This is a genomic window from Streptomyces sp. NPDC058257 (assembly GCF_042881845.1).
In the GTDB taxonomy this organism is placed as follows: Bacteria; Actinomycetota; Actinomycetes; order Streptomycetales; family Streptomycetaceae; genus Streptomyces.
In genome coordinates this window covers 1-23,583 of sequence record NZ_JBHVXJ010000028.1, presented here as the reverse complement: position 1 = coordinate 23,583, position 23,583 = coordinate 1, and the positions used below count along the sequence as shown (strand labels likewise).

Here is a 23,583-nt window from a genome sequence, read left to right as displayed (position 1 = left end):
GATCACCGCCGACCTCGGCCCAGAGCAGCTTCCCGTCCCGGGCGGCACGGAGGGGGTAGGCACCCCAGGAGTCGGCGCAAGCCCGCACAAGATGCAACCCACGCCCACTCTCGGCATCCGTCGGCGGCGGGACGGCCGGACTGCCGGACTGCCGGGCCGCCCGAATCCAGGCGGGATCCGCGGATTGGAGTCCCATACGGCGACGCGGATCCCCTTCGGGGAGGAGTGGCGGAGGCGGAGGGCGTAGGGGCCTTCGGTATGGCAGTGGGCGTTGTTGAGCATCTCCGCGGCGAGAGGCTCCGCGGTGGGAGCGAGGTCGGCGATCCCGTAGGCGGCGAGCACGGCACGGAGGGTGGCGCGGGCGATGCCGGGGGCGCGGGGGTCGTGCGGGAGTTGGAGGGTGTAGCTCCAGGGCGGGGATACGGTTGTGGGCAGCATGGAAGTCTCCGTTCAGAGCAGGGAGTTGCTGGGGCTACCCAGTGACGTTGCCGCTCCGTCGAGCGGGGTGCTTCAGGGTGTCGGCGCCACTCATAAGGTAGCTGCACCTTGTTAAGGTGTTAATCGAAAACCTGCAAAGCCCTACACAACCACTCGTGTGGGTGACTGGACAGAGGAGAGGCGAGCACGCCCGTGAGAACCAACCCGACGGGACGTCAACTCCGGCTGGGCAGCGAGCTTCGCAAGCTCCGTGAGCGTGCTGGCCTCACGTCAACGGAGGCGGGGAAGCTGCTTGGCGTGAAGCAGAACCAGGTCAGCAACATGGAGTCCGGTCGGCTCGGCATGAGTTCGGCTCGGGTGCGCACTCTGGCCTGTCACTACGACTGTTCAGACAAGGCCCTGATCGAAGCGCTGGTCGGCATGACCGCTGAACGGACACGCGGATGGTGGGAGGAGTACCGCGAGATCCTCCCTGTCGGGTTGCTCGACCTGGCCGAGATCGAACACCACGCCACGCTGCTGCGAACCGCCGTGACCGTGCATATCCCCGGCCTTTTCCAAACCACGGACTACGCCCGCGAGATCTTCCGCCAGGACGTACCCGAGCTGTCGCCCCCGGACATCGAGCACCGCATCTCGTACCGGATCAAGAGGCAAGCCGTGCTCTTCCGCGGCGCGCCAACGCCGAACCAGGTGATCGTCCACGAGGCCGCTCTCCGGATGCAGTTCGGTGGCCCCGCCGTGACCAAGGATCAGCTCAAGCACCTCATCGACATGAGCGAGCGGGAGCACATCACCATCCACGTCATCCCGTTCGCCGCTGGTACGTTCCCCGGCTCAGGACAGTCGATCTACTACTCGGCAGGCCCGGTGCCTCAGCTCGACACAGTGAATCTCGACCAGTCACACGGCCCCGTGTTCCTCGACGCCGAGGCTCAACTCAACAAGTACCGCGTACTGCTCGACCGCATGGAAGCCACAGCGCTGCCAGCCGCGCAGTCCCGCGACTTTGTCCACAGCATCATCCGAGACCTGTAAAGGAACCCAGATGCCCGAGCTCACTTGGCAGAAGTCGTCCTACTGCGCCCAGGGCAACTCCTGCGTACACGTCGCCGCGAGCCCCACCGGGCCGACTGTCCACCTAACCGAGAGCGCCGACCCCACCGCAGCGATACTCACCGCACGACCCACAGCCTTCGCCGCCCTCATCCGCGCCCTCGCCCCTGTCAGCCCGTCCGGCGCTTGAGGACCGGGGTCTGGGGCGGAGCCTCTCCGCGGCGGAGCCGCTAATAGATGCAGCCGGGAAGGGGCGGGGTTGGGGAAAGCCCCGCAGGTCCCCAACCCGCACCAGCCCACGCGCCCCCCCACCCACGGATAGCCACGGGACTTCTCTGCAATCCGCACCCCCAACCCCCACCCTAAATACGGGCAAAGCCCCACAAGAGACCCACCTCCACCCCACCCATCCCAAAAAAATCCCACGAAGGACCCTCCCAGTGACCGACACCCCCGCCTCCACCCCCACCCCCGGCATCCCCCCGAACCTGGACTGGATCCGCGCCGCCCCCGAAGGGGAGGAAGGGCCGGGCCCCTGGATCGAGATCGCGCACGGCCCGGGGGACGCCGTGTACCTCCGGGAGACCAGCGACCCCGAGAACGTCGTGACGACGACCGAGAAGAAGTGGGACGCGTTCGTACTCGGCGTCCAGGCGGGCGAGTTCGACCACTTCGTGGAGGGCGTCGAGTGACAGCGCCGCTTCAGGCGGTCCGGGGCGCCGCACCCTCGCTGGAGGCGGGAGCGTCCGCGTCAGCGGGCCGGACCGGCCCGCTGGTCGGGCGGCGGATGAAGAAGACGCCGACGGCGGCGATCAACGAGGCGGCGGACAGGGTGAGCAGGCCACCGGTCGTGCTGCCGGTGTGCTCCTTGAGGTAGCCGAAGAGCGTGGGGGAGACGAAGCCGCCCAGGTTGCCCAGGGAGTTCACCAGGGCCAGCCCCGCCGCGGCGACCCTGAGGTCGAGCCCGGACTGGGCCATCGGCCAGAACAGTGTGGCCGCGCATTTGCCGCCGACCGCGGCAAGAGTGATGGCCAGCAGCCCGAACCAGGGGGAGCCGAGCGTGGCGAGGTACGTGCCGAGGGCCGACAGGACCAGCGCGGACGCCAGATAGGGGCGGCGGTCCTGCGCCCGGTCGGTGACGCTGCCCATCGAGTACATCGCCACGACCGCGCAGATCCAGGGGATGGCGGACAGCAGGCCTATCTGGAAGGGAGAGAGCCCGCCGATGTCGGCGACCAGGCTCGGCAGCCAGAAGGTGATCGCGTAGCCGGTGAGCGCCATGGCGAAGAAGACGACCGTCAGCAGTGCAACCTGCGGGTGGACCAGCAACTTGAGCCGGGACACCTTCGGTTCGCGGTTCCGGGACGCCTGGTCGCGTTCGACGGCCGCGCTCAGCGCGTCCTTCTCCTCGTCGGTCAGCCAGCGGGCCTCGCGGATGCGGGAGACCAGGAAGAAACCGGCGACGATGCCGACGACGATGGAGAAGACGCCCTCCAGTGCGAACATCCAGCGCCAGCCGGCGATGCCGCCGATGCCGTGCATCTCAAGGAGCGCACCGCTGATCGGGCCGGTCACGATGTACGCGGTGGCGGAGCCGCCCAGGAAGATGGCGCTGGCCCGGCCCCGGCTGGAGTTCGGCAGCCATTGGGTGAAGTAGTAGAGGACGCCGGGGAAGAATCCGGCCTCGGCCGCGCCGAGGAGGAAGCGCAGGATGTAGAAGCTGGTGGTGCCGTTGATGAAGCACATCGCCAGGATCACGGTGCCCCAGCTGACCATGATGCGGGTCAGCCAGGTCCGGGCGCCGAAGCGTTCCATCAGCATGTTGCTGGGGATCTCGAAGATCGCGTAGCCGATGAAGAACAGACCGGCTCCGAGGCCGTACGCCGCGGCGCTCGTGCCGACGTCGACACGCAGGTCGTCCTGCACGAACCCGACGTTCGTCCGGTCCATCTGGTTGACGAGGAGCATCAGCACCAGAAGAGGCAGCATGCGGCGCAGGAACTTACTGACGGCACGGCTTTCCGGATCTGCCTCGCTGTGCGGACTCTTCGATTTCCTCGAGAAAAGCTGCGGGACCATCTTCGTCTCCCACGGTGGTTGGAAGGGCGTCGTCCGTCGCCGGGCTCACGCCGTCGGCCGTGCGGCGGGCGCGCCTTCACGGAATGCGCGCAGGCGCAGGTGCGATCCCGGTGCCGGGAACGGGGGCACCAAGAGATGTTCATGTTCATGTATGCGAACTGGCTTCACGTCCGCGATCACGTTACGAAAGCACGTCCGACCGGTCAACGATTTCTCGCGACATGATCGCGACGTGACCGCGGCGTGACCGCGAGAGGAGGCCTCGGGCGCAGTTGGTCTGGTCTTTTGGTGGCCAGGTGAGGGTCGGGCGAACTGGGCGAGCTGGGCGGACGGGCGGACGGTTGACGGGAGTTCCGGCCGGTCCTAACTTGATCAATACTCAGCAGCATGAACACTGATCAGACCTATGAACAGGCCTTGATGCTGGACGGAGTGCTGTTCCTTCAACGCGGTCCCGAACCGGCCGGGAGGCCCTGACCATGAATACCGAGCGCCTGCGCGTCTCCTCGATAGTCGTCACCCCTGTCGCCTTCCGCGACCCGCCGCTGCTCAACTCGGTCGGGGTCCACGAGCCGTACGCCCTGCGCGCCGTCGTACAGGTGCACACCGACGGCGGCCTGACGGGACTCGGCGAGACCTACGCCGACGCGAAGCACCTGGACCGGCTGAACGCCGCCGCGAAGGAACTCGTCGGGCTCGACGTCTACGCCACCGAGGAGATGCACCGGCGTATCACCGACCTCATCAACCGGACCGGCGGCGACGGCGGGTCGGGCCTCACCGGGATGATCACCACAAGCAGCACCGTCGACCGGGTCTTCTCCCCGTTCGAGGTGGCCCTGTTGGACATCCAGGGGCAGGCCGCCGGACGCCCGGTCTCCGACCTGCTCGGTGGTGCCGTGCGGGACGCGGTGCCGTTCAGCGCCTACCTGTTCTACAAGTGGGCCGCTCACCCCGGCGCCGAACCGGACGAATGGGGCGCCGCCCTGGACCCGGATGGCCTGGTGCGCCAGGCCCGGAAGATGATCGACGAGTACGGGTTCACCGCGATCAAGCTAAAGGGCGGAGTGCTGCCGCCCGAGGAGGAGGTCGAGGCGATCAGGGCCTTGCGGGCGGCGTTTCCCACGCACCCGTTGCGCCTCGACCCCAACGCGGTGTGGTCGGTCCCGACCTCCGTCAAGGTGGGCCGGGCGCTGGACGGGGTGCTGGAGTATCTGGAGGACCCGACCCCGGGAATCGAGGGCATGGCCGCAGTGGCCCGCGAGGTCGGCATGCCGCTGGCGACGAACATGTGCGTCGTCGCCTTCGACGAGCTGAAGCCCTCGGTCGCGGTCGACGCTGTCCAGGTCGTGCTCTCCGACCACCACTACTGGGGTGGTCTGCGTCGCTCCAAGCTGCTCTCCGGGATCTGCGACACGTTCGGCATGGGCCTGTCCATGCACTCCAACTCGCACCTGGGCATCAGCCTCGCGGCCATGACCCACCTCGCTGCCGCCACCCCCAATCTCACGTACGCCTGCGACACCCACTGGCCCTGGAAGACCGAGGACGTCATCGAGCCCGGCGCCCTGGAGTTCAAGGACGGCGCGGTCGTCCCGCCCAGCACCCCCGGCCTCGGCGTCACGCTCGACGACGACGCCCTGCGGACTCTCCACGAGCAGTACTTGAAGTGCGGACTGCGCAACCGCGACGACACCGGTTACATGCGCACGGTCAACCCGACGTACCGGGCGGCCATGCCCCGCTGGTGATGTCCTGGCTGCTGATGTCCTGGCCGGTGACGTCCTGGCCGGTCATGCCCACCCTCGATCGACTGGCCCGCGGGCACGCTCCCGGTCACCGACGGCCCCCGTCACCTGCTCAAACGGTACGGGTACGCGGACGCACCACCTTGATGCCGAACCCGTACGACCCGATCGCCTCCGCCACCCCCATGAACAGCAGCGCGAAATGCTCCTGACCGCGCGCGGTCCCGATGCCTCCCAGGTCGAGCTGGGAGGCATCCGGCCATCCCAGATCGCCGAGCAGCTGCCGCACCGTCCGCTTGGCGGCGGCGTCGTCACCGGAGAGGAAGATCGTGCCCATCTCCTCCAGGCTCCCCGGGTCCTTCATCACGACCGAGTCGACAGTGGCGAGCGTCTTGACCACCGGCGTCTCGGGAAACGCCGCCTGAATCTCCTCGCTGAGGCTGTAGTTGGGATGGGAGAGCTCCATCCCCTCCGTGAAGCCGACACCGATGTCGACCAGCACCTTCCCCGCTAGGGCACCCGCGCCGATCTCGTTCAGCACGCCCATCGAAGCCGTACCGGGCGTGGCGTTGACCAATACCTCGCCACGCGCGGCAGCCTCGGCGAGACCGACGACGGTGAACCCCGTCAGCTCCTCCGCGCCTCCCCGCTCTTTCGGTGAACGCGACCCCAGCTCGACGTCATGCCCCGCGGCCTGCCAACCGGCAGCCAGCGCGCGGGCGACATTTCCAGTTCCGATCAATCCGATTCGCATGGCCAGGACGCTAACTAGCCCTGCCACAAAGGAGATCGGGCCGGAGCCCTATGCCGCATCGGCCCGTCGACGTACCCCGGAAGGCCGAGGAGCTGGAGGTGGAGCCGCAAGCGATGACTGTCCCTTTCTCCTATTCCTCTTACGAGAATCGATCAACGCCCCGCTATGCCCGGAACATACATATTCCCGCACCTATGACGCAAACTTCGCACTAGCGAAACTACGCACCCCATAGATAGCGTCAGTCACCTCACGGCAACGGTCGTCCCATCGAACAACCGTTTCCATCAGTGATCACATCGCGCGACTAGACCCCGGGGGGGTAGGGATGGCCGAGAGGCTGAGGCTCGACGCAGTCGAGCTCGAAGGATTCATGAAGCTGCTCGATGGATCGGTCACCTCCCTGAAGGGCCTTCGGAGCGCTCTGGCCGGTGCGACCGTTGGCGGCCTCGGGACGGAGGAACTCGACAAGGCGTGCGAGGAGTTCCAAGGGGACTGGAAGTACGGGGCGGAGCAGATCGGTGAGCAGGCCGAGGATCTCAGCAAGATCATCGAGCAGAGCAAAGACGCCTTCATGGAAGTCGAGAATGCACTTCTGAAGGCGTTGGAGAAACCCGGGAAGAACAATGACGACATCGTGGAGGTGCCAAAGTGACGGACGCCTCCTCCACTTATCCGGATCTCGGTTTCGATCCGGCCCCCGGGGACTGCGACACCGTAAAAGAGCTGCGTAAGAAGCTGGACAACTGCGTCACTGTCCTCCGCGACACCCGCAAGGTCGTCACCAAGCTGATGGACGGCAGCTACTGGGAAGGCGATGCGGCAGTAGCCTTTCGCGAGGCCGTCAAAGACGGGCCGCTGGCTCTCAACCTGAAGAACGCCGCACGCTCCATCGAAAAGGCCGCGACACAGTTGGAGCGCTGGGAAGGCGACCTGGACGATTACCAGCGTCGGGCTAAAGCTCTGGACGGGAAGGCCAAGGAGGCCCGGGAGGTGTTGAAGGCGGCGCAGGGGCACGCCGACACCGCCGGCGCTGATCCCGACCTGGACAAGAAGGGCGACAAACAGGGGGACGCGAAGAAGTCCTTGAAGCTGGCCAACGGCAAGGTCGAGGACGCGCAAGCGGAACTCGACCGGATCCTGGGCAGGGCGCGGAGCCTGGAACACGAGCACAGTGTGCGGTCCAATTATCGCGCGGGAAAGATTCGTGACGCGACGGACAAACTGGCGCCGCACGAGCCTGGTTGGCTCGAGGACACCTGGAGCTGGATCAAGGATAATCTTCCGGATATCCTCAGCGCCATTGCTGGGGTTCTTGCGCTGGCTGCCCTGATCTTTACCGGGCCCATTGCGCTGCCTCTTCTTCTGGTGGGGGCAGCGGTTCTCAGCGCAGGGGCACTCGCGACTCGGCTCTCGGATCCGGAGGTGCGGGAATCGCTCAAGGATGGCTTCACCAAGGGTGAATTCGATGCCGATTTCTTCAGTAATCTGGTTTCAGTGGGAGCCGACGGCCTAGGAGTGGTTCCGGGGCTCGGAGCTGCTGTAAAGGGAGGTCTCGGAGCCGCGCGATCGGTGAGAACAGGGGGCACGGCACTCAGCCTCGGGCAGAAATTGTCACTCTTCGGCAGCAAGACAGCGGAGAGCGCACGAGGTATGGGTGGCGTGGCAAATCCTATGCTTGAACGCGTATTTCGAGGTACAAGCAACCCGGCCGTAGTGATCGACTCCATCGGCAAGGGTTCAGCCGGCATCGGCCTGGTGACGGCCGGCTACGGCCTGGTATCCGATGACGAGATCAAGGGACAGGTGGGCACCGGCATCGATGGCACACGGCTCGGTGTCGACTTGCCTGCGCTCCCGGGGCTCCTGCGCGCCGCCTTCTGACCTTTTCCATGCTGAGAGAGTGTCCAAGTGAACCTTGCTGAATTCCCCACTGCGTGGGACCACCCACCTACGCGTCGCGCCTGGATGCTGCACATGTCCTTGAACGTGGCCGGGCTGATCGGGTGGATCGGCGGGTGGATCGCACTACTCGGGATCTCCACCGAGACGCCCAACTGGGTCGTGTGGATCTTCATGCCGTACTTCATCTACGGCTTTTACCGGGCTTACATTCAACTGCGCTACTTTCCTGCGGCACTGAGGATGCGGCGCATCATGCGTACCTTCCCATGGCAGGTGCTACGCGATGTCCCTCGTGGCCTAGCGGACTACCCAGAGGTTGTGGGGCCCCAGCACGGGTGGTTCGAGCTTCCCAATCCTGCCAACCCGAAGCAGCAACTCCCGCTGGTCTTCACCCAGCACTACCGCTTGAACTGGTGGACCCGGCGGCTGGCACCCCGCGGCAAGCCTCAGCTGAAGGCACAGATCGAGACCATCTGGTTCGCCGGTGATCCACGCATGATCGGCATCGTCGCCGCGCCCACTCCGAGTGGGCAGATGCCCCGTCGGTTTCAGATTCTCGACCAAGGTCTAGGGAAGGGCGATGGCAGCCGCCTCACGGAATGGGGGGTCACGTCCGAGGACCTCGAACGTGGTCGGCGCGCCGGAGTCACCCCAAACCGCTGATAAACGCCGCCAGATGGAGACACCCAGTTGAGCACGCCCGAGTTTATTCTCGATGAATCCGTCAATGAACCCGGCGGCGATGTCTGGTTCGCCGTCCCAGCGGGCTTCACCTCGATCCCCATCGGCGCACTGCTGAATCCGCCCGACTCCCCCGGAGCGGACGAGTTGCGCACCGCCATCGATCCGATCCTCGATGCCGCTCCGACTGACGTCGCACGCCAGCTGTTTCTGACCCAAATTGCTTTCAGCCAGCAATTGTTGGCCGCCCTGGTCGAGGTTGGCACTACCCATTGCTCAATCGGCCTCCACCGCGACGACGTATCCGACAGCAAAAGCGACGAGAGCATCGCCACGCACCTGTTCTCCCTCTTCACCCTGTCCTGGCGAGACATCGCCACCGCAGCGCCCGCCGTCACCGCCGCCCGGGCCGTCGCAGGGGCCGAGGGGCACACGGACATCGAATACCTCGAACTGCCCTGCGGACCGGCGTCATTCAGCGAGCTCGTACGCGCCCCGAATGCCGAGTCCGGCCTCCCCCAGGAGCCGATTCTCCAGATCTTCGCCCACCTCCCGCACCCGGACGGCAAACGCCTGGTGGTCCTTACGCTGGGCACCACCGCCGTGAGCCGACGTGCGGAGTACCGAAGCCTGCTTCACCAGATCGCCGAGAACGTCAGCTTCGAGAACCCGCTGCTCGAAGCCGAAGCGATCAACAGAGCAGCCGACAAGGCTACGGCTGGGCCGGACCGGTCGGGCTGAAGAGCTTGGTCAGGTGGTAGCCGAGCGCGCCTCGTACGTCGTCCAGAGCGCGCCGCTCGTGCAGCACATCCCCGCCGAGCCCGACCGCCACGGCCACCAGCAGGTCCGCCTCGCGCCGGGCGTCCAGGCCGGGGCCCGTCTGCCCGTTCGCCTGGGCCGTGGCGATGAAACCGGCGACGAGTTCCTCCAGGCGGTGCTCGTCGCTGACATCCCGCAGGTTCTCGGCGCAGTCCCGATGTGTCTCTCCGCGCAGGGCCTCATTCGAGTGCTCATCGACCACGACTGCACCGGCCTCCTCGGCTGGCTCCCCGGCGGCTTCGATGTCGTTCTGGTCGCCTACACCGCGGTGCTCGCCGTCGGAGTGCTCCTGACCGGGCGGTCATACACCCGCGCGAAGGCGCTCAGACGCCGCGACTGAGGGGTGCCCGTCCTGTTGACGGGTGTCCAACATTCCCTGATCGTAGGGGAATTGGGCGCAAATCAACGCGCCGCGTTGTAACGGCTGGGGGGAGCCGAACATGCAATCCGGGGACGAGAACACCACGCCTGACGACGGGCCCAGAGACACGGTTCCTGGCGGGGACAGGGATAGAGGTAGGGGCGGGGGCGGGGGCGGGGGCGGGGGCGGGGACAGGGACGGGGGCGGGGACGGCGAAAGCCAGAGACCCACGCCCGAGGCAGCCCCCGAGGCAGCCCCAGGCCCAGCCCCCGACGCCCCTCCCCCGCCCGAGGCGCCCCAAGCCCCCCACAGCGTCCAGTTCGGGCCGCCTCCCCCGATCGCACCGCCACGACCCCCCTCGGCACCACCCCCCTCGGCACCACCCGCCCCCTACGCCCCACCCCTGCCCCCACCCACAGCACCCCCACTCCCTTACGCCCCACCCGCACCCCAACCCGCCCCCGACGCCCTGCGCGCCCTCTCCGCCGGGATCCTCAATCTCACCGGCCTCGGACTCGGCTACGTACTCCTGAAGCAGTGGCTCCTTGCCGCCCTCTGCTGGGCCGCGACGGCCGCGCTCCTCCTCCTCGCGCTCCCCGCCGAGGTCGACGGCGTCCCCGGCGGCGTACTCATCGGGTTCGTGGCCTTCCTGCTCCTCGCAGCGGCCGACGGCGCCCGCCGCGCCCTCCGTACCTCCCAGAACTGGCCGCTGCGCACGCCGCTCGTCTTCGGGATCGGACTCGTCCTGCTCGCCGTTCCCGCCGGCGGCGTCATCGCGTACGACGCCGCGCGTGACGAAGCCGTCGAGGAGATGCTGCTCGACCGGCTCGACAAGGCCGACAAGATCGTCACGGCCGCCGACGGCAGGGACTTCGACGCGGCCGAGGACGACTACCGCACCGCCCTCGCCATCTACCGCGACCTCGGCGACGATCACCCCGGATCAAAGGCCGCCAAGCGCGTACCGGACAGCCTCAGCACGTACTACAAGTCCGTCGCCGCCCCCTATGACGCGCACGAGTACTGCGCCGCGCTGGCGCCCCTTCAGTACCTGCGCACCCTCCCCGGCTCCCTCGGCAAGGACCGCCTCGGCACGCTCGCCACCTGGCCCGACGACCGCCTGGCCACCTCCCTCTACGAGTGCGGAAACCAAGGACTCGGCGCCGGTTCCACCGCCGGCGGAGACGAATTCGGCGAGCTCCTGCGTACGTTCCCCGACTCCGACCAGGCCGGGAAGGTCGAGCCCGCCATCCGCGAGGCCATCACATCTCGCTCATCGGGTCTGAAGGGCTCCGACCCCTGCAAGGCCACCGAGGAGCTGCGCAGCATCGGCACCACCGCCAAGGCCCTCCCCGACAGCGCGGGCGACGGACTCTCCGGTGACGCCGCGAACGCGGTGGAGTCGGGGGCGTACGCGTGCGGCGTGGACGAGTTCAGGGACGGGAAGTTCAAGGAAGCGGCCAAGACGCTCAACGACTTCGCCGGGACCTACAAGAGCAACGGCAAGCGCGACCGCGCGAAGGACATCGCCATCGCCGCAGAGATCGCCGAATCCCGCCCGGCGGCGGGCCGCAGCCTGCCGCCCGCCAAGTCGCCCGGCGGCGCGAAGCTCACGTACGTCATCGAGAACGGCGGCCCCGGCCCGCTCGAAGTCCTCTACACCGGCCCGACCACCGGCACCCTCAAACTCTCGGCATGCGGCGGCTGCAGGACGTACACGAACCGGGCCCAGGGCAAGAAGGCCTGCCTGGCGGGCAAGGGGTATCCGAACAAGACGCTCCACCTGCCCCCGGGCGACTATCACTTCCTCTACAAGCGCGACGCGAGCGCCGTGGGAGGCGTCCGCAACAACACCGAGGGCAGCAAGATCCAGCCCGGCTACCGCTACACGGACTGCTCGTACGTCGTGACGGGCGGCGGCCTCGGTGACCTCGACGGCCTGGACGGACTGAACGGCCTGAACGGCTAGGACGGCTGGGACGGCTGGGACGGTCCCGGCGGCCTGGACAGCCTGGATGGCCTCGACAGGCCTCCATGACCCATGATGTGAGTGTCCATCATGGGGTCAGGTCAGAATGAGACCTGGTCAGAGGGCTCGCCGGGCCGTCATTGCCCGGCGTCACTCACCGTGATACATAGAGTGACCATACGTTTCAGCCAACGAATGACGCCAAGTCGACATGCACTGGCCCATTTGTCGGCGAGAATGAGCTGTCCTCTGCGCTGCGGTAGGCAGAGGCGACGGAACAACCCACTAGGGGCGGTGAGTTACACATGCTTTTGGCAGCCGAAAAAGGCGACATCACCACCATCATCGGCGGGATCGCCCCCGACTGGGGCCCATTCGGGAGTCTGGGCAACGAGGCACGGGTGATGATCGAGGTCGTGATGGCGATCGCCATCCTCCTCTGTCTCGGCATTGCGATCTGGGGCGCGGCGAAGCAGCGCATCGGCGCGACGGCGCTGCGCGACACCTTCAGCGCCGAGCAGGGCAAGGGCCTGATCATCGCGGGCCTGACCGGCGTCTTCATCATCGGATCGCTCGGCACGGTCTTCACCATCGTGTACGGCATGGCGGTCTGACCCCTCGCCGCTTCCTCTCTCTGTCCCCTCCGACCCACCCATCCGTCGCGCCCACCGGCTGAGGTTGCAACTCCCTGATGTCGAGTCACCACACCGCGCCCGCGCGGGGACCAGCACGGCTACCGTCGTACGTGGCGGTTCACCGAAAGGTTGAGGGGGCGTACTCGGCATGAGTCTCGACGACGAGCGGAACGACAGCCTCTACGGCGGCTCGGGCGAGACCCGGACGCGGCTCCCCGAGGGCGAGGGGGGCGGCCAGGATGTCTATGGCGGAGGGCGCAGATCCAGCCGTTCTTCGTCACGGAGCCTCGTGACGGTGGTCGGTGTGGTGGTCGTGCTCATCGCGGCTATCGCCTTCGCGAATCGTGGTGGCGGCGGCGGTGAGGAGTCTGCCGGGCGCGGCGGGGACGGCAAGAAGGCGGGGGCGGACCCGACGGCCGCGTCCGGGGCGCGGCCGGTCGACGGTAAGACGTCGGGGATTCCGTCCGGGTACGCGAAGAGTGAGCAGGGTGCGCAGTCCGCTACCGCGAACTATGCGGTGGCACTCGGCTCGGCGGACATGTTCAAGCCCGCCCTTCGCCACAGCATCGTCAATACCGTCTACACCCCGGCAGCGGCCGCCGATCGCCAGCCCACGTTGGACAAGGTGTACTCCGGCAAGGCGTTCCTGACCGGCATCGGGCTGAACCCCGACGGCAGCGCGCCGAAGGGCACGACCTTCGTCTCGCGCATCATCCCCGTGGGCACCACGACCAAGAAGCTGAGCGGCAACTCAGCGACCGTGGAGATCTGGTACTCGTCGCTATTCGGCCTCGCCGGAGAGAGCACCAAGAACCCCGTCTCCGAGAGCTGGTACACGAATACCTACGAGCTCCGGTGGATCGGCGGCGACTGGAAGGTCGCCGACTTCAAGCAGAAGGACGGCCCCGTCCCCGTCGGGCGCGACCAACGGGCTTCGACAGCAGACGACATGGCGAAGGCTGTGGAGGAGTACGGAGGGTTCACTTATGCCCGCTAGCAATCGCCGCCGCACCCTCACGCTCGCCGCCGCAGTCACCACTGTGCAGACCGCGGTGGTCCTCTTCGCGACGCATGCCTTCGCCGCGCCCGAGCCCGACGACCCCTGCGATCTCATCCGCGGCCCCGCCAAAAAGTACTGCGAAAAAGGCAGCGGAGGCAGCAGCGACGGCGGCGGCAAGTACCCCACCGACCCGCCCCTGGACTCCACCGCCGACCCCCTCTCCTCCCTGGCGAAGGGCTGCGCGGAAGCCGCGTCCTGGACCGTCGACAAGCTGTCCGAAGCCGTGAAGAAGACCGCCGCCGTCGACTTCACGAACCCCAGCTTCCTCAAGCAGTACGCGGTCGTCTTCGCCGCGTCCACCATCCTGACCCTGCTCCTCTGGCTCCTCGCCGTCGCCAAGCGCGCGGTGCGAGGCGTCCCCCTCACCACGGCGCTCTCCGAAGCCATCGGGTTCCTGTGGCTGACGGTCCTCGCCTCCGCCTTCACGCCGCTGATCCTCTACACGGTCGTCTCGGCGGCCGACGGCGTGAGTGACGTCATCGCGAAAGCGACCGGCGGTCAGACGGACACGTTCTTCGGGACGTTCTCGGCGGCGCTCAAGAAGGGCGACGACATCGGCGGCGGGCCGATCATGCTGATCGTCGTCTCGCTCGTGTCGATCCTCGCGGCCGGCGTCCTCTGGCTAGAGCTCGTCATCAGAGCCGCGCTGCTCTACGTGGGCGCGCTGCTCGGCACCGTCGTGTACGCGGGTCTCGTCGACAAGAACCTGTGGACGCACGTCCGCCGCTGGGCGGGGATCATGATCGCGGTGATCCTGGTGAAACCCATCATCGTCATCGTGCTCGGCCTGGCCGGCGCGCTCTCCGCCGGTGACGGGCCCGACTCCTTCTCGGCGGTCGTCTCCGGGCTCTCGATCATCCTGCTCGCCATCTTCGCGAGCGCCATGATCTACCGCTTCGTCCCCGGCTTCGGCGACGAGATCGCGGGCTCCCGGAACAACCGCATCTCCCAGGGTGCGGAGAACCGCGCCGCGGCCGTCATCTCGTCCCCCGCGTCCCTCGTCTCCCAGGGCATCAAGACCCACAGCTCCCGTGGCGGCGGCGGAGGCGGCAACAGCCAGCCGCGGCCCGCCAACCCCGTGAGCGGCGGCGTCGCAGCCCACAGCTCCCGTGGCGGCGGGGGCGGCTCGGGCGGCTCATCGAGCGGCGGCGGATCTGTCCCCTCCGCCGCGCCCCCGCCCCGGGGCAGCGCGACCAGCACACCGCACGCGCGCAACCGCGGCCCGGGCGGCTCAGGAAACGGTTCCACTGGCAGTTCCAAACGCACGGGAGGTGAAGGGCGTTGACGACTCAGTCCCACGTGTCGCAACCGATCGCGCCCCGCCGCACATATCTGATCGGCCGCGCGCGGCCGAACGCGATCGTCGGCAAGAACCGGGAGACCGGCGAGATCGCGATGATCATCGCGGGAGCCTTCCTGGGGATGATGTGCGGACTCCTCGTCCCTGTCCTCTCCCTGCGCATCGTGCTGCTCATGGGCTTCCCCATGCTGGCGATCGCCGCGGTCTACGTCCCCTACAAGGGCCGCACGTTCTACAAGTGGTTCGAGATCAACCGCAGCTTCAAGCGCTCCCTCAAGCGCGGCACGGCCTACCGCTCCGCCACCCCCGAGGCGGGTATCCGCTTCGACGGCAGGGAGGTCGAGGTCGGCCCGCCCCCCGGGATCGGCCGCATCAGCTGGCTGGCCGCGCCCTTCGGTCCCGATGAGATCGCCGTGCTGCTGCACGCCGACCGGCGTACGGTCACCGCCGCCATCGAGATCGAGGGCCCCGGCGTCGGCCTCCGCGACTCCGAGGACCAGGAGGCGCTCGTCGACCGGTTCGGGACGCTGCTCAAGCACGTCGCGAACGGAGACGGCTTCGTGACGCGGCTCCAGATGCTCGCGCGCACGCTCCCCGCCGACCCCGACGCCCACGCCAAGGACGTCAGCATCAGGGGCGACGACCGGGCACTGCCCTGGCTGCAGCAGTCGTACGAACAGCTCCAGTCGATGGTCTCCACCAGCAGCGAGCAGCACCGCGCGTATCTCGTGGCCTGCATGCACTACTCGCGCGATCTGGCCGCCGAGGCCCAGGCGATGGCCCGCGCCAGCCGTCCGCACGGCGGCCGGAAGCTCGACAGGGACGCGGGGCTCGCGGTCGTCATGGCACGCGAGCTGACCGACATCTGCTCGCGTCTCCAGGAAGCGGACATCCGCGTACGGCAGCCGCTCGGGCAGGGGCGGCTCTCCTCGCTCGTGCACTCCATGTACGACCCGGACCACCCCATCGACCACATCCAGGCGATGACGAAGCGCAACGCCTGGCCCGCCGAGCTCGACGCCATGGAGCCCACCTACCTCCAGGCCAAGACCCGCGAGTCCTCCACCCGCGCCCCCTGGTGCCACGCCACGGCCTGGGTGAAGGAGTGGCCGATGACGCCCGTCGGCGTCAACTTCCTCGCCCCGCTGCTCGTCCACACCCCGGACGTGATCCGCACGGTCGCGGTGACCATGGACCTCGAACCCACCGAGGTCGCCATCGAGCGCATGCTGACGGAGAAGACGAACGACGAGGCCGAGGCGAGCCGCCAGGCCAAGCTGAACCGCACGGTCGACCCCCGCGACATCGCATCGAACTCACGTCTGGACCAGCGCGGCGAGGACCTGGCGAGCGGCGCGGCCGGGGTCAATCTCGTCGGCTACATCACCGTCTCGTCCCGTTCCCCCGAAGCCCTCGCCCGCGACAAGCGCACCATCCGGGCCTCGGCCGGGAAGTCGTACCTGAAGCTGGAGTGGTGCGACCGCGAGCACCACAGGTCCTTCGTCAACACGCTGCCGTTCGCGACCGGCATCCGACGCTAGAGGCGAGGGCTGTCACCATGCGGGATCCGCTGACCATCCTCACGGACGCCTTCACGTCCTTCCTGTTCGGGAAGGTGGAGACGACCAGACTCCCGGTCCGTACGTCGACGGGGCAGGCCCAGGCGGTCTATCTGCCGACGGCCGCACCCGGCCTCGGCGACTCGGGCGTGATCATCGGGCGCGAGGTGTACTCCGGCAAGGGGTACATCTACGACCCTTTCCAGCTGTACGGGCAGCAGCTCCCGGCCCCGCACTGGCTGGTGCTCGGAGAGTCGGGCAACGGCAAGTCGGCCCTTGAGAAGACGTACGTCCTGCGGCAGCTGAGGTTCAAGGACCGGCAGGTCGTCGTCCTTGACGCGCAGGGCGAGGACGGCGTGGGCGAGTGGAACCTCATCGCCCAGGAGCTGGGCCTGACCCCCATCCGGCTCGACCCGACGGCCGCCCTGGACATGGGCATCCGCCTCAATCCGCTGGACCCCGCGATCACCACGACCGGTCAGCTGGCGCTCCTGCGGACCATCATCGAAGTCGCGATGGGGCACGGGCTCGACGAGCGCTCGGGCTTCGCGCTCAAGGTCGCCCACGCGTACGTGAACGAGACGATCGTGGAGCGCCAGCCGGTCCTGACGGACATCGTGGAGCAACTGCGCCACCCGGAGCCCGAGTCGGCGGAAGCGATGAACGTCGCCATAGACGACGTACGGGCGTGGGGTCTGGACGTCGCGCTCGTCCTCGACCGTCTGGTCGACGGTGACCTGCGGGGCATGTTCGACGGCCCGACGACGGTCGGCATCGACCTCGACTCCCCGCTCATCGTCTTCGACCTCTCGCACATCGACCGGAACTCCATCGCGATGCCGATCCTGATGGCGATCGTGGGCGTCTGGCTCGAACACACCTGGATCCGCCCGGACCGCAAGAAGCGCATCTTCCTGGTGGAGGAGGCGTGGCACATCATCAACTCCCCCTTCGTGGCCCAGCTCTTCCAGCGGCTGCTGAAGTTCGGGCGGCGGCTCGGGCTCTCGTTCGTGGCGGTGGTCCACCACCTGAGCGACGTGGTGGACGGGGCGGCGGCCAAGGAAGCCGCCGCGATCCTGAAGATGGCGTCGACAAGGACGATCTACGCCCAGAAGGCCGACGAGGCGAGAGCGACAGGACGGGTCCTCGGCCTGCCACGCTGGGCGGTGGAGATCATCCCGACCCTCACGCCCGGTATCGCCGTGTGGGACGTGAACGGCAACGTCCAGGTGGTCAAACACCTGATCACGGAGACCGAACGCCCCCTGGTCTTCACCGACCGCGCCATGACGGAGTCGTCGGCGGACCAACTCCTCGCCGACGACGCGCTGCGGGCAGCCGAGTTGGAGGCGGAGGAGCGAGCGGCGTACATGGAACAGCAGATGAACGATCCATCATCGCCGTCGTCGCGATACGGGGTGGCGTGAGGGATGGGCTACCGGGAGGCTGAGCCCGAGTACCGCGACCAGGGCGGGCGCCGCGCGTCACGTGAGCGGGGAATCCCCGACGGTGTGCTGGTCGGCGGCCTCGCCTTCGTGCTCGGCCTGACGGTCCTCGTCTGGTCGGCGACGGGCCTCGCGGGCACGTTCTCGCACGGCTCCTGGCCCAAGAACGTCAGCTTCGGCAATACGCCGGTGGCGATGCGGCACCTGGTACAGCAGCCACACGACATCGCGGGCGCGTGGCCGGCGACCCCGGCGGCCCAACTCACGGGCTACGGCCTGTTCTGGGGCCTGCTGATCGGCCAGCTGATGGTCCTTGTCGTCCTGACGATCTTCGTCATGGGGACGGTGACGAGATGGCGGGCGGTACGCAGGGCGAGACGCGCGCCACGCCCCTCACCCGCGCCGCAGACACACGCTCCGGTGGAGGCGGTACCCGTCGAGTCCGCCGCTCCTGCTGCGGGCGGGCGGCGTCCCGCGGGGCGAGCGGGGCCTCCCCCGGTCGAGCGAAGCGGGGAGCCTGGGGAAGAGTGGGCGCGGCCCACAGCGGGGGAGCCCGGGGAAGAGTGGGCGCGGCCCACAGCGCCGGTTGCGGACGGCACGAGCGCGGGCCCCGACGAGGGGCACCGCACCGAGACCCCGAGTACCGACAAACTGACGGTCCCCACGCCCCGTACGCCCCTGGTACTCGGCCCCCAGGAGACCCGCAGACCCCTCGCGGCGGAAGCGATCCGAGACGCGGAGGGCGCAGCGCTCGTCCTCACCTCCGACCCCACTCTGTGGGAGGAGACGAAGGACGCCCGGGCGAAGCTCGGCCCCGTCCTGGTCTACGACCCCTCACACCTCTGCGACACCCCCGCGAGAATGCACTGGTCCCCAACCGCCAACTGCGAGGACAAGGCAGTGGCGGCCGAACGGGCCACCGCCCTCCTTGCCGCCATAAGGCCGAGCGCCAAACTGGACAGCACCGTCGCCGAGACCGCGGAAACCCTCCTCCGCAGCTTCCTCCACGCGGCAGCGGTGGACGGCCGCCCCGTCAAGCACGTACACCGCTGGGCCCAGGGAACGGGCGTACAGGACGCGGTCCGCATCCTTCGCACCCACCAGAAGGCGGCATCGGGATCAGCGGGGGAGCTGGAGGCGGCGCTCACCGCGTACCCGGAACGCCGTGACATCGCCCAGGAGTTGACGGCACGCGCTCTCTCCGCCCTTTTCACTCTGAACGTACGAGAATCCTGCACCCCCAACAGAACCGATGCCCTCACTCTGGATTCCTTCATCGATGAAGGGGGCACGCTGTTTGTGGTGGGTGAAGCCATCGAGGACCCCAAATCGCCCAAGGGGCCGGGCGCGATGCCCCTCCTCACGGCACTCGCCTCAAGCGTGGTCGAGCACGGCCGGCGCATGGCCGAACGGTCATCCTCCGGTCGGCTCGACCCACCAATGACGCTGGTCCTCGACGACGTGGCCGCCGTGGCCCCGCTCCCCCAGCTCCCGGAGCTCCTGTCCACAGGAGCCGACCGCGGCCTGCCCACCCTCGCCCTCCTGCGCTCCCGCGAACAGGCCCGCACCCGCTGGCCCCACGCCGAACTCCCCGGCTAGGACCAGCCGCACCCTGACCCGGGCCAGGCCACCCCTCAGGGTCCCCGTCCTTCCGCGTCCTACCGCGGTACTACCCGCCGCCGCCCACGTCCCGCCCCTGGTCCGACGCCACGCGCCCCCGCGAGCGCCAGCATCAGAAGCATGATTCGGGCATACGAACTCACCAAGCGCTACGGCGACAAGACCGTGGTGGAAGACCTGAGCTTCACCGTCCGCCCCGGGACGGTCACCGGCTTCCTCGGCCCCAACGGCGCGGGCAAGTCCACCACCATGCGGATGCTGCTCGGCCTCGACGCCCCGACCCGCGGCCGGTCCACGGTCGGCGGCCGCACGTACGCGACGCACACCGCACCCCTGCACGAGGTGGGCGCACTCCTTGAGGCCCGGTCCGTCCATCCCGGCCGCACCGCCTTCCACCACCTCATGGCGCTCGCCCACACCCACGGCATCCCACGCCACCGCGTCGAGGCGGTCCTGGACCTCGTGGGCATCCACGAAGTCGCCCGCAAACGCGTGAAGGGCTTCTCGCTCGGCATGGGCCAGCGCCTGGGCATCGCGGCCGCGCTCCTCGGCGACCCGGCCACGATCATCCTCGACGAGCCGGTCAACGGCCTCGACCCCGAGGGCGTCCTGTGGATCCGCAACCTCCTCAAGTCCCTTGCCGCGGAAGGCCGTACGGTCTTCGTCTCCTCGCACCTCATGAGCGAGATGGCGCTGACCGCCGAGCACCTGATCATCATCGGCCGCGGCAAACTCCTCGCGGACACGACGGTGGAGACGTTCGTACGTGAGTCGGGCACAGGCTCCGTCAAGGTCGTCACCCCCGAGGCGGGCCTGCTCGGCGAGCTGCTCGCCGCACCGGGCGTACAGATCACGAGTGACGCGCCGGGCGTCCTCGACGTACGCGGCACGGACGGCGAACACATCGGCCGCACGGCGGCGCTGCACGGCATCCCCGTCTTCGAACTCACCCCGCACACGGCCTCCTTGGAGCAGGCGTTCATGGATCTGACACGCGGCTCGGTCGAGTACGCGGCGTCGGTCTCCGCCGCCACAACGCCGACAACGCCGACAACGCCCACAACGCCGGAAGGAGCAGCGGCATGAGCACCACGCCCACCCCACTCACGTCGTCCGACCGCCCGACCTCCCCCTACCGCCCGGCCTCCCCCTACCGCCCGGCCTCCCCCTACCGCCTGACCTCCCGCGGAATCCTCCGCTCCGAGTGGCACAAGCTGTGGACGCTCCGCTCCACCTGGATCATGCTCGGCGTGGCGGGCGTCTTCACCGTCGTCCTTGGCATGATCGTCGCCGCCACCTACACGCCAAGCCCCGGTGACAACATCGACCCGGTCACGTACGCCCTGCTCGGTACCCAGATCGGCCAGGTCGCGATCGCGGTCCTTGGCATCCTCATCACCGCGGGCGAGTACTCGACGGGCATGGTGCGGGCCACGATGGCCGCGGTGCCGCGCCGCCTGCCGGTGCTCTGGGCGAAGACCGCCGTGTTCGGCACGGTCGCGCTCGGGACGCTCCTGATCACCGACTTCCTCACGTTCCCGCTGGCCCAGCTGTTCCTCGGCGGCACGGACCTGGCGGCGTCGCTCGGCGACCCCGGCATCGCACGCGCCGTGGCTGGCTCGGCCGCCGGAACCGTCCTCATCGGCGTCATCGTGCTCGGCCTCGGCTCGGCCCTGCGCAGCGTTCCGGGCGCGATCGGCGCGTACGTCGGCGGCCTGATCCTCCTGCCGCAGCTCGCCCTGATGATCCCGAACGACACCGTGCAGGACGCGCTCGGCTACTTCCCGCTGCCGGCCTCCGAGTCCCTCGCGGCCGTACACACCGCATCCGGAGACCTCTCACCGGGCGCCGGGCTGCTGACGCTGTGCGCGTGGGCGGTGGCATCCCTGGCAGCGGCGGCGTATCTGCTGAAGCGACAGGACGTATGAGCGACTCCCGTACGAGGATGAAGCCGTGACCGGCAGCGGAGACGGAAGCGGCACCAGCAGCGGCCAGGGCACCCCGCACCAGGAGTCGCAACAGGAGGCGCACCAGGAGTCGCACCAGGACTGGTCCGCGGGCGCCCAGCCGCTGACCCGGTACGTCGAACGCGGCGTCCAGTGGGTGCGCTCCTTCGACCGGCGCCGCCCACTGGTCTGGGACGCCCTCCTGACCGGCTTCTTCGTGTGCGCCGGGCTGGTCGACCTGGTGGGCGAGGGCTGGCGGAACATCGCCCCCAACACGGACGTCTCCGCCTGGGTCCTGTACGCGATCACGGCGGCCGTCACCGTGCCGCTCCTGTGGCGCCGCAGCCATCCGCTCGCGGTGTACGCGCTCATGTTCCTGGCGGGGCTCGCCAACAACTGGACGGGGGCCGTCCTACAGGGCTCGCTCACCCTGCTCATCGTGGTCTTCAACATCGCGGTACGGCTTCCGCCGCGCGCGCTGGCCTGGGCGTACGGCCTGACCGTCGTACCGCTCCTCGTCAGCCGCTTCCGCTATCCGCAGGGCAGTTGGGACCAGCAGATCGTTCCGACGCTGATGAGCTTCGCGATCGTCGCCCTCCTCGGCATCGCGGTCCGCACCCGCCAGGAGTACATGGCATCCCTTGTGCAGCGCGCCAAGCAGCTCGAAGTCGAACGCGACCAGCAGGCGCAGCTCGCCACCAACGCCGAACGCACGCGCATAGCCCGCGAGATGCACGACATCATCGGCCACAATCTCTCCGTCATCACGACCCTGGCGGACGGCGGTTCGTACGCCGCCGCCAAGTCCCCCGAACGCGCCGCCCAGGCCCTCACCGCCATCGGCACCACCAGCCGCCAGGCCCTGACGGAACTGCGCCGCCTCCTGGAGGTCCTGCGGGAGGAGGCACCGGAGGCCGCCGCTCTCGCTCCCCAGCCCGCCCTCACCGACCTGGACCAACTCATCGCCGGGGTACGGGCCGCGGGTCTTCCGGTACGCAGCACGGTCCGGGGCCGACCGGACTCCCTCCCGGCAGGACGCCAGCTCACGGTCTACCGCGTGGTCCAGGAGGCCCTCACGAACACCCTCAAGCACGGAGGCCCGGAGGCGACGGCTCACGTGGAGGCCGTTTACGGGGATGACGGGGTGCGGGTGACGGTGACGGACACGGGCGCCGGGGGCAGCCCCCATGGATCGTCCGGTCGCGGTCTCACGGGAATGCGCGAGCGAACGGCCCTCTACGACGGGACACTTGAGGCAGGTCCGCTGCGGCACCCGCCGGGCGGCTGGCAGGTAGAACTCCATCTCCCCGAGGAATCCGCTCAGTGACCACCCTCCCCAAGGAATCCGCTCAGTGACCACCGTGCTCATCGTCGACGACCAGCCGATGCAACGCTTCGGCTTCCGCATGCTCCTGGAGAGCCAGGACGACATGAGGGTGGTGGGCGAGGCCGGCAACGGCAGCGAGGCGGTCCGTATGACGGCCGAACTCCACCCCGACGTCGCTCTGATGGACATCCGCATGCCCGGCCTTGACGGCATCGAGGCCACGCGCCGCATCGTGGCGGCCGGCGACCGCACACGGGTCCTGATCCTCACCACGTTCGACCTGGACGAATACGCGTACGCGGGCCTACGTGCGGGGGCCTCGGGGTTTCTCATCAAGGACGCCCTGCCGGAGGAACTCCTCTCCGGCATCCGCGCTGTCGCCACGGGAGACGCGGTCGTGGCCCCGAGCCTGACCCGCCGCCTCCTGGACGCGTTCGCCGATCACTTGCCCACGCGCACCGGCGAGGACGCCGCCCCTTCCCGGGACCCGCGCCTTTCCTCGCTGACGGACCGGGAGCTCGAAATCCTGACGGTCATCGGGCAGGGCTGGACGAATGCGGAGATCGCGGGGCGACTGCACCTCGCGGAGTCGACGGTGAAGACGCATGTGGGGCGCATTCTCGCGAAGACGGGGGCCAGGGACCGGGTGCAGGCGGTAATTCTGGCGTACGACACTAAATTGACGCGGCCGACGTGACGGTGGTGACGGGTCCGGCTCCGGCTACCGTCGCCCCGGGTGCAGTCCGGCTACCACCCGGGGCGTAATTGCCCCTGAACGCAGAAAAGGCCCCCTTGCGGGGGCCTGGAATGCAGAAAACCCCCGCACCACATGGGTGCGGGGGTTTCCCGTTAATAATAGTTCGGCGGCGTCCTACTCTCCC

The 23,583-nt window shown here is 68.4% G+C and carries 23 protein-coding genes; 20 read left to right on the top strand and 3 right to left on the bottom strand.

All coding sequences use genetic code 11. The features are described from left to right. Nucleotides 1–630: 630 nt before the first annotated feature. The 3 genes from ACFVXC_RS38760 to ACFVXC_RS38750 all read left to right on the top strand — a co-directional run bounded on the left by ACFVXC_RS38760 (nt 631) and on the right by ACFVXC_RS38750 (nt 2,186). On the top strand, nt 631–1,476 hold the full coding sequence (locus ACFVXC_RS38760; protein ID WP_389915750.1) for a helix-turn-helix domain-containing protein: 846 nt from the start codon (nt 631–633) through the stop codon (nt 1,474–1,476). Between the two features lie 10 nt (nt 1,477–1,486). Continuing rightward, entirely contained in the window at nt 1,487–1,684 is a 198-nt protein-coding gene (locus tag ACFVXC_RS38755; protein ID WP_389915748.1) for a DUF397 domain-containing protein, read from the top strand. A gap of 250 nt (nt 1,685–1,934) precedes the next feature. Next, entirely contained in the window at nt 1,935–2,186 is a 252-nt protein-coding gene (locus ACFVXC_RS38750) for a DUF397 domain-containing protein (protein ID WP_389915746.1), read from the top strand. A 10-nt stretch (nt 2,187–2,196) separates the two neighbouring features. On the opposite strand, the gene ACFVXC_RS38745 is transcribed toward ACFVXC_RS38750, so the two are convergent. After that, on the bottom strand, nt 2,197–3,483 hold the full coding sequence (locus ACFVXC_RS38745) for an MFS transporter (protein WP_389915744.1): 1,287 nt from the start codon (nt 3,481–3,483) through the stop codon (nt 2,197–2,199). Between the two features lie 569 nt (nt 3,484–4,052). Between ACFVXC_RS38745 and ACFVXC_RS38740 the strand changes: the two genes are divergently transcribed. After that, entirely contained in the window at nt 4,053–5,324 is a 1,272-nt protein-coding gene (locus tag ACFVXC_RS38740; RefSeq protein WP_389915742.1) for a glucarate dehydratase family protein, read from the top strand. A 109-nt stretch (nt 5,325–5,433) separates the two neighbouring features. Here ACFVXC_RS38740 and ACFVXC_RS38735 read toward each other — a convergent pair whose 3' ends face one another. Then, entirely contained in the window at nt 5,434–6,075 is a 642-nt protein-coding gene (locus tag ACFVXC_RS38735) for an NADPH-dependent F420 reductase (RefSeq protein WP_389915740.1), read from the bottom strand. 328 nt (nt 6,076–6,403) lie between these two features. Here ACFVXC_RS38735 and ACFVXC_RS38730 point away from each other — a divergent pair, with 328 nt between their 5' ends. The 4 genes from ACFVXC_RS38730 (at nt 6,404) to ACFVXC_RS38715 (ending at nt 9,402) form a co-directional block, all read left to right on the top strand. Then, nucleotides 6,404–6,730 carry a hypothetical protein gene (locus ACFVXC_RS38730; protein ID WP_389915738.1) on the top strand — a complete coding sequence of 109 codons (327 nt, stop codon included), beginning with the start codon at nt 6,404–6,406 and terminating at the stop codon, nt 6,728–6,730. Continuing rightward, nucleotides 6,727–7,959 (top strand): putative T7SS-secreted protein, encoded by a 1,233-nt coding sequence (locus ACFVXC_RS38725; protein WP_389915735.1) that lies wholly within the window; start codon nt 6,727–6,729, stop codon nt 7,957–7,959. The genes ACFVXC_RS38730 and ACFVXC_RS38725 overlap by 4 nt, the downstream gene beginning before the upstream one ends. A 93-nt stretch (nt 7,960–8,052) precedes the next feature. Further along, on the top strand, nt 8,053–8,643 hold the full coding sequence (locus ACFVXC_RS38720; RefSeq protein WP_389915732.1) for a hypothetical protein: 591 nt from the start codon (nt 8,053–8,055) through the stop codon (nt 8,641–8,643). Nucleotides 8,644–8,670: 27 nt separating this feature from the next. Continuing rightward, a complete protein-coding gene (locus tag ACFVXC_RS38715) occupies nt 8,671–9,402 on the top strand; it encodes a hypothetical protein (RefSeq protein ID WP_389915729.1) in 732 nt (243 codons plus the stop codon). Here ACFVXC_RS38715 and ACFVXC_RS38710 read toward each other — a convergent pair. Next, nucleotides 9,374–9,682 carry a hypothetical protein gene (locus ACFVXC_RS38710; protein ID WP_389915726.1) on the bottom strand — a complete coding sequence of 103 codons (309 nt, stop codon included), beginning with the start codon at nt 9,680–9,682 and terminating at the stop codon, nt 9,374–9,376. The two genes, ACFVXC_RS38715 and ACFVXC_RS38710, sit on opposite strands and share 29 nt — an antisense overlap. On the opposite strand from ACFVXC_RS38710, the gene ACFVXC_RS38705 reads away from it, so the two are divergent. The 12 genes from ACFVXC_RS38705 to ACFVXC_RS38650 all read left to right on the top strand — a co-directional run bounded on the left by ACFVXC_RS38705 (nt 9,668) and on the right by ACFVXC_RS38650 (nt 23,399). Continuing rightward, a complete protein-coding gene (locus tag ACFVXC_RS38705) occupies nt 9,668–9,820 on the top strand; it encodes a hypothetical protein (protein WP_389915723.1) in 153 nt (50 codons plus the stop codon). The genes ACFVXC_RS38710 and ACFVXC_RS38705 overlap by 15 nt on opposite strands. 661 nt (nt 9,821–10,481) lie before the next feature. Further along, on the top strand, nt 10,482–11,810 hold the full coding sequence (locus tag ACFVXC_RS38700; RefSeq protein ID WP_389915721.1) for a hypothetical protein: 1,329 nt from the start codon (nt 10,482–10,484) through the stop codon (nt 11,808–11,810). Between the two features lie 305 nt (nt 11,811–12,115). After that, on the top strand, nt 12,116–12,424 hold the full coding sequence (locus tag ACFVXC_RS38695; protein WP_190083671.1) for a hypothetical protein: 309 nt from the start codon (nt 12,116–12,118) through the stop codon (nt 12,422–12,424). A gap of 169 nt (nt 12,425–12,593) precedes the next feature. Continuing rightward, complete coding sequence (locus ACFVXC_RS38690) at nt 12,594–13,442, top strand: hypothetical protein (RefSeq protein ID WP_389915718.1); 849 nt, start codon at nt 12,594–12,596, stop codon at nt 13,440–13,442. Further along, a complete protein-coding gene (locus tag ACFVXC_RS38685; RefSeq protein ID WP_389915715.1) occupies nt 13,432–14,790 on the top strand; it encodes a hypothetical protein in 1,359 nt (452 codons plus the stop codon). The genes ACFVXC_RS38690 and ACFVXC_RS38685 overlap by 11 nt, the downstream gene beginning before the upstream one ends. Next, nucleotides 14,787–16,346, top strand: coding sequence for an SCO6880 family protein (locus ACFVXC_RS38680; protein ID WP_389915713.1), 1,560 nt, complete (start codon nt 14,787–14,789; stop codon nt 16,344–16,346). Before ACFVXC_RS38685 ends, ACFVXC_RS38680 begins: the two co-directional genes overlap by 4 nt. 17 nt (nt 16,347–16,363) lie before the next feature. Beyond that, complete coding sequence (locus tag ACFVXC_RS38675; protein WP_389915710.1) at nt 16,364–17,791, top strand: ATP-binding protein; 1,428 nt, start codon at nt 16,364–16,366, stop codon at nt 17,789–17,791. Between the two features lie 3 nt (nt 17,792–17,794). After that, nucleotides 17,795–19,408, top strand: coding sequence for a type VI secretion protein (locus ACFVXC_RS38670; protein ID WP_389915707.1), 1,614 nt, complete (start codon nt 17,795–17,797; stop codon nt 19,406–19,408). 141 nt (nt 19,409–19,549) lie between these two features. Next, entirely contained in the window at nt 19,550–20,515 is a 966-nt protein-coding gene (locus tag ACFVXC_RS38665; RefSeq protein WP_389915704.1) for an ATP-binding cassette domain-containing protein, read from the top strand. Then, nucleotides 20,512–21,357, top strand: coding sequence for an ABC transporter permease (locus ACFVXC_RS38660; protein WP_389915702.1), 846 nt, complete (start codon nt 20,512–20,514; stop codon nt 21,355–21,357). The genes ACFVXC_RS38665 and ACFVXC_RS38660 overlap by 4 nt, the downstream gene beginning before the upstream one ends. A 142-nt stretch (nt 21,358–21,499) precedes the next feature. Continuing rightward, on the top strand, nt 21,500–22,702 hold the full coding sequence (locus tag ACFVXC_RS38655; RefSeq protein WP_389915992.1) for a sensor histidine kinase: 1,203 nt from the start codon (nt 21,500–21,502) through the stop codon (nt 22,700–22,702). 25 nt (nt 22,703–22,727) lie between these two features. Then, complete coding sequence (locus ACFVXC_RS38650; protein ID WP_389915699.1) at nt 22,728–23,399, top strand: response regulator; 672 nt, start codon at nt 22,728–22,730, stop codon at nt 23,397–23,399. The last annotated feature ends 184 nt before the right edge of the window (nt 23,400–23,583 follow it).

What these genes read in the sequence shown, in the direction of transcription:
- ACFVXC_RS38745 (WP_389915744.1), bottom strand. Translation starts at nt 3,483, where the DNA reads ATGCTGCCTCTTCTGGTGCTGATGCTCCTCGTCAACCAGATGGACCGG.
- ACFVXC_RS38720 (WP_389915732.1), top strand. Translation starts at nt 8,053, where the DNA reads ATGTCCTTGAACGTGGCCGGGCTGATCGGGTGGATCGGCGGGTGGATC.
- ACFVXC_RS38660 (WP_389915702.1), top strand. Translation starts at nt 20,512, where the DNA reads ATGAGCACCACGCCCACCCCACTCACGTCGTCCGACCGCCCGACCTCC.
- ACFVXC_RS38670 (WP_389915707.1), top strand. Translation starts at nt 17,795, where the DNA reads ATGGGCTACCGGGAGGCTGAGCCCGAGTACCGCGACCAGGGCGGGCGC.
- ACFVXC_RS38735 (WP_389915740.1), bottom strand. Translation starts at nt 6,075, where the DNA reads ATGCGAATCGGATTGATCGGAACTGGAAATGTCGCCCGCGCGCTGGCT.
- ACFVXC_RS38665 (WP_389915704.1), top strand. Translation starts at nt 19,550, where the DNA reads ATGATTCGGGCATACGAACTCACCAAGCGCTACGGCGACAAGACCGTG.
- ACFVXC_RS38685 (WP_389915715.1), top strand. Translation starts at nt 13,432, where the DNA reads ATGCCCGCTAGCAATCGCCGCCGCACCCTCACGCTCGCCGCCGCAGTC.
- ACFVXC_RS38730 (WP_389915738.1), top strand. Translation starts at nt 6,404, where the DNA reads ATGGCCGAGAGGCTGAGGCTCGACGCAGTCGAGCTCGAAGGATTCATG.
- ACFVXC_RS38690 (WP_389915718.1), top strand. Translation starts at nt 12,594, where the DNA reads ATGAGTCTCGACGACGAGCGGAACGACAGCCTCTACGGCGGCTCGGGC.
- ACFVXC_RS38740 (WP_389915742.1), top strand. Translation starts at nt 4,053, where the DNA reads ATGAATACCGAGCGCCTGCGCGTCTCCTCGATAGTCGTCACCCCTGTC.
- ACFVXC_RS38755 (WP_389915748.1), top strand. Translation starts at nt 1,487, where the DNA reads ATGCCCGAGCTCACTTGGCAGAAGTCGTCCTACTGCGCCCAGGGCAAC.
- ACFVXC_RS38695 (WP_190083671.1), top strand. Translation starts at nt 12,116, where the DNA reads ATGCTTTTGGCAGCCGAAAAAGGCGACATCACCACCATCATCGGCGGG.
- ACFVXC_RS38675 (WP_389915710.1), top strand. Translation starts at nt 16,364, where the DNA reads ATGCGGGATCCGCTGACCATCCTCACGGACGCCTTCACGTCCTTCCTG.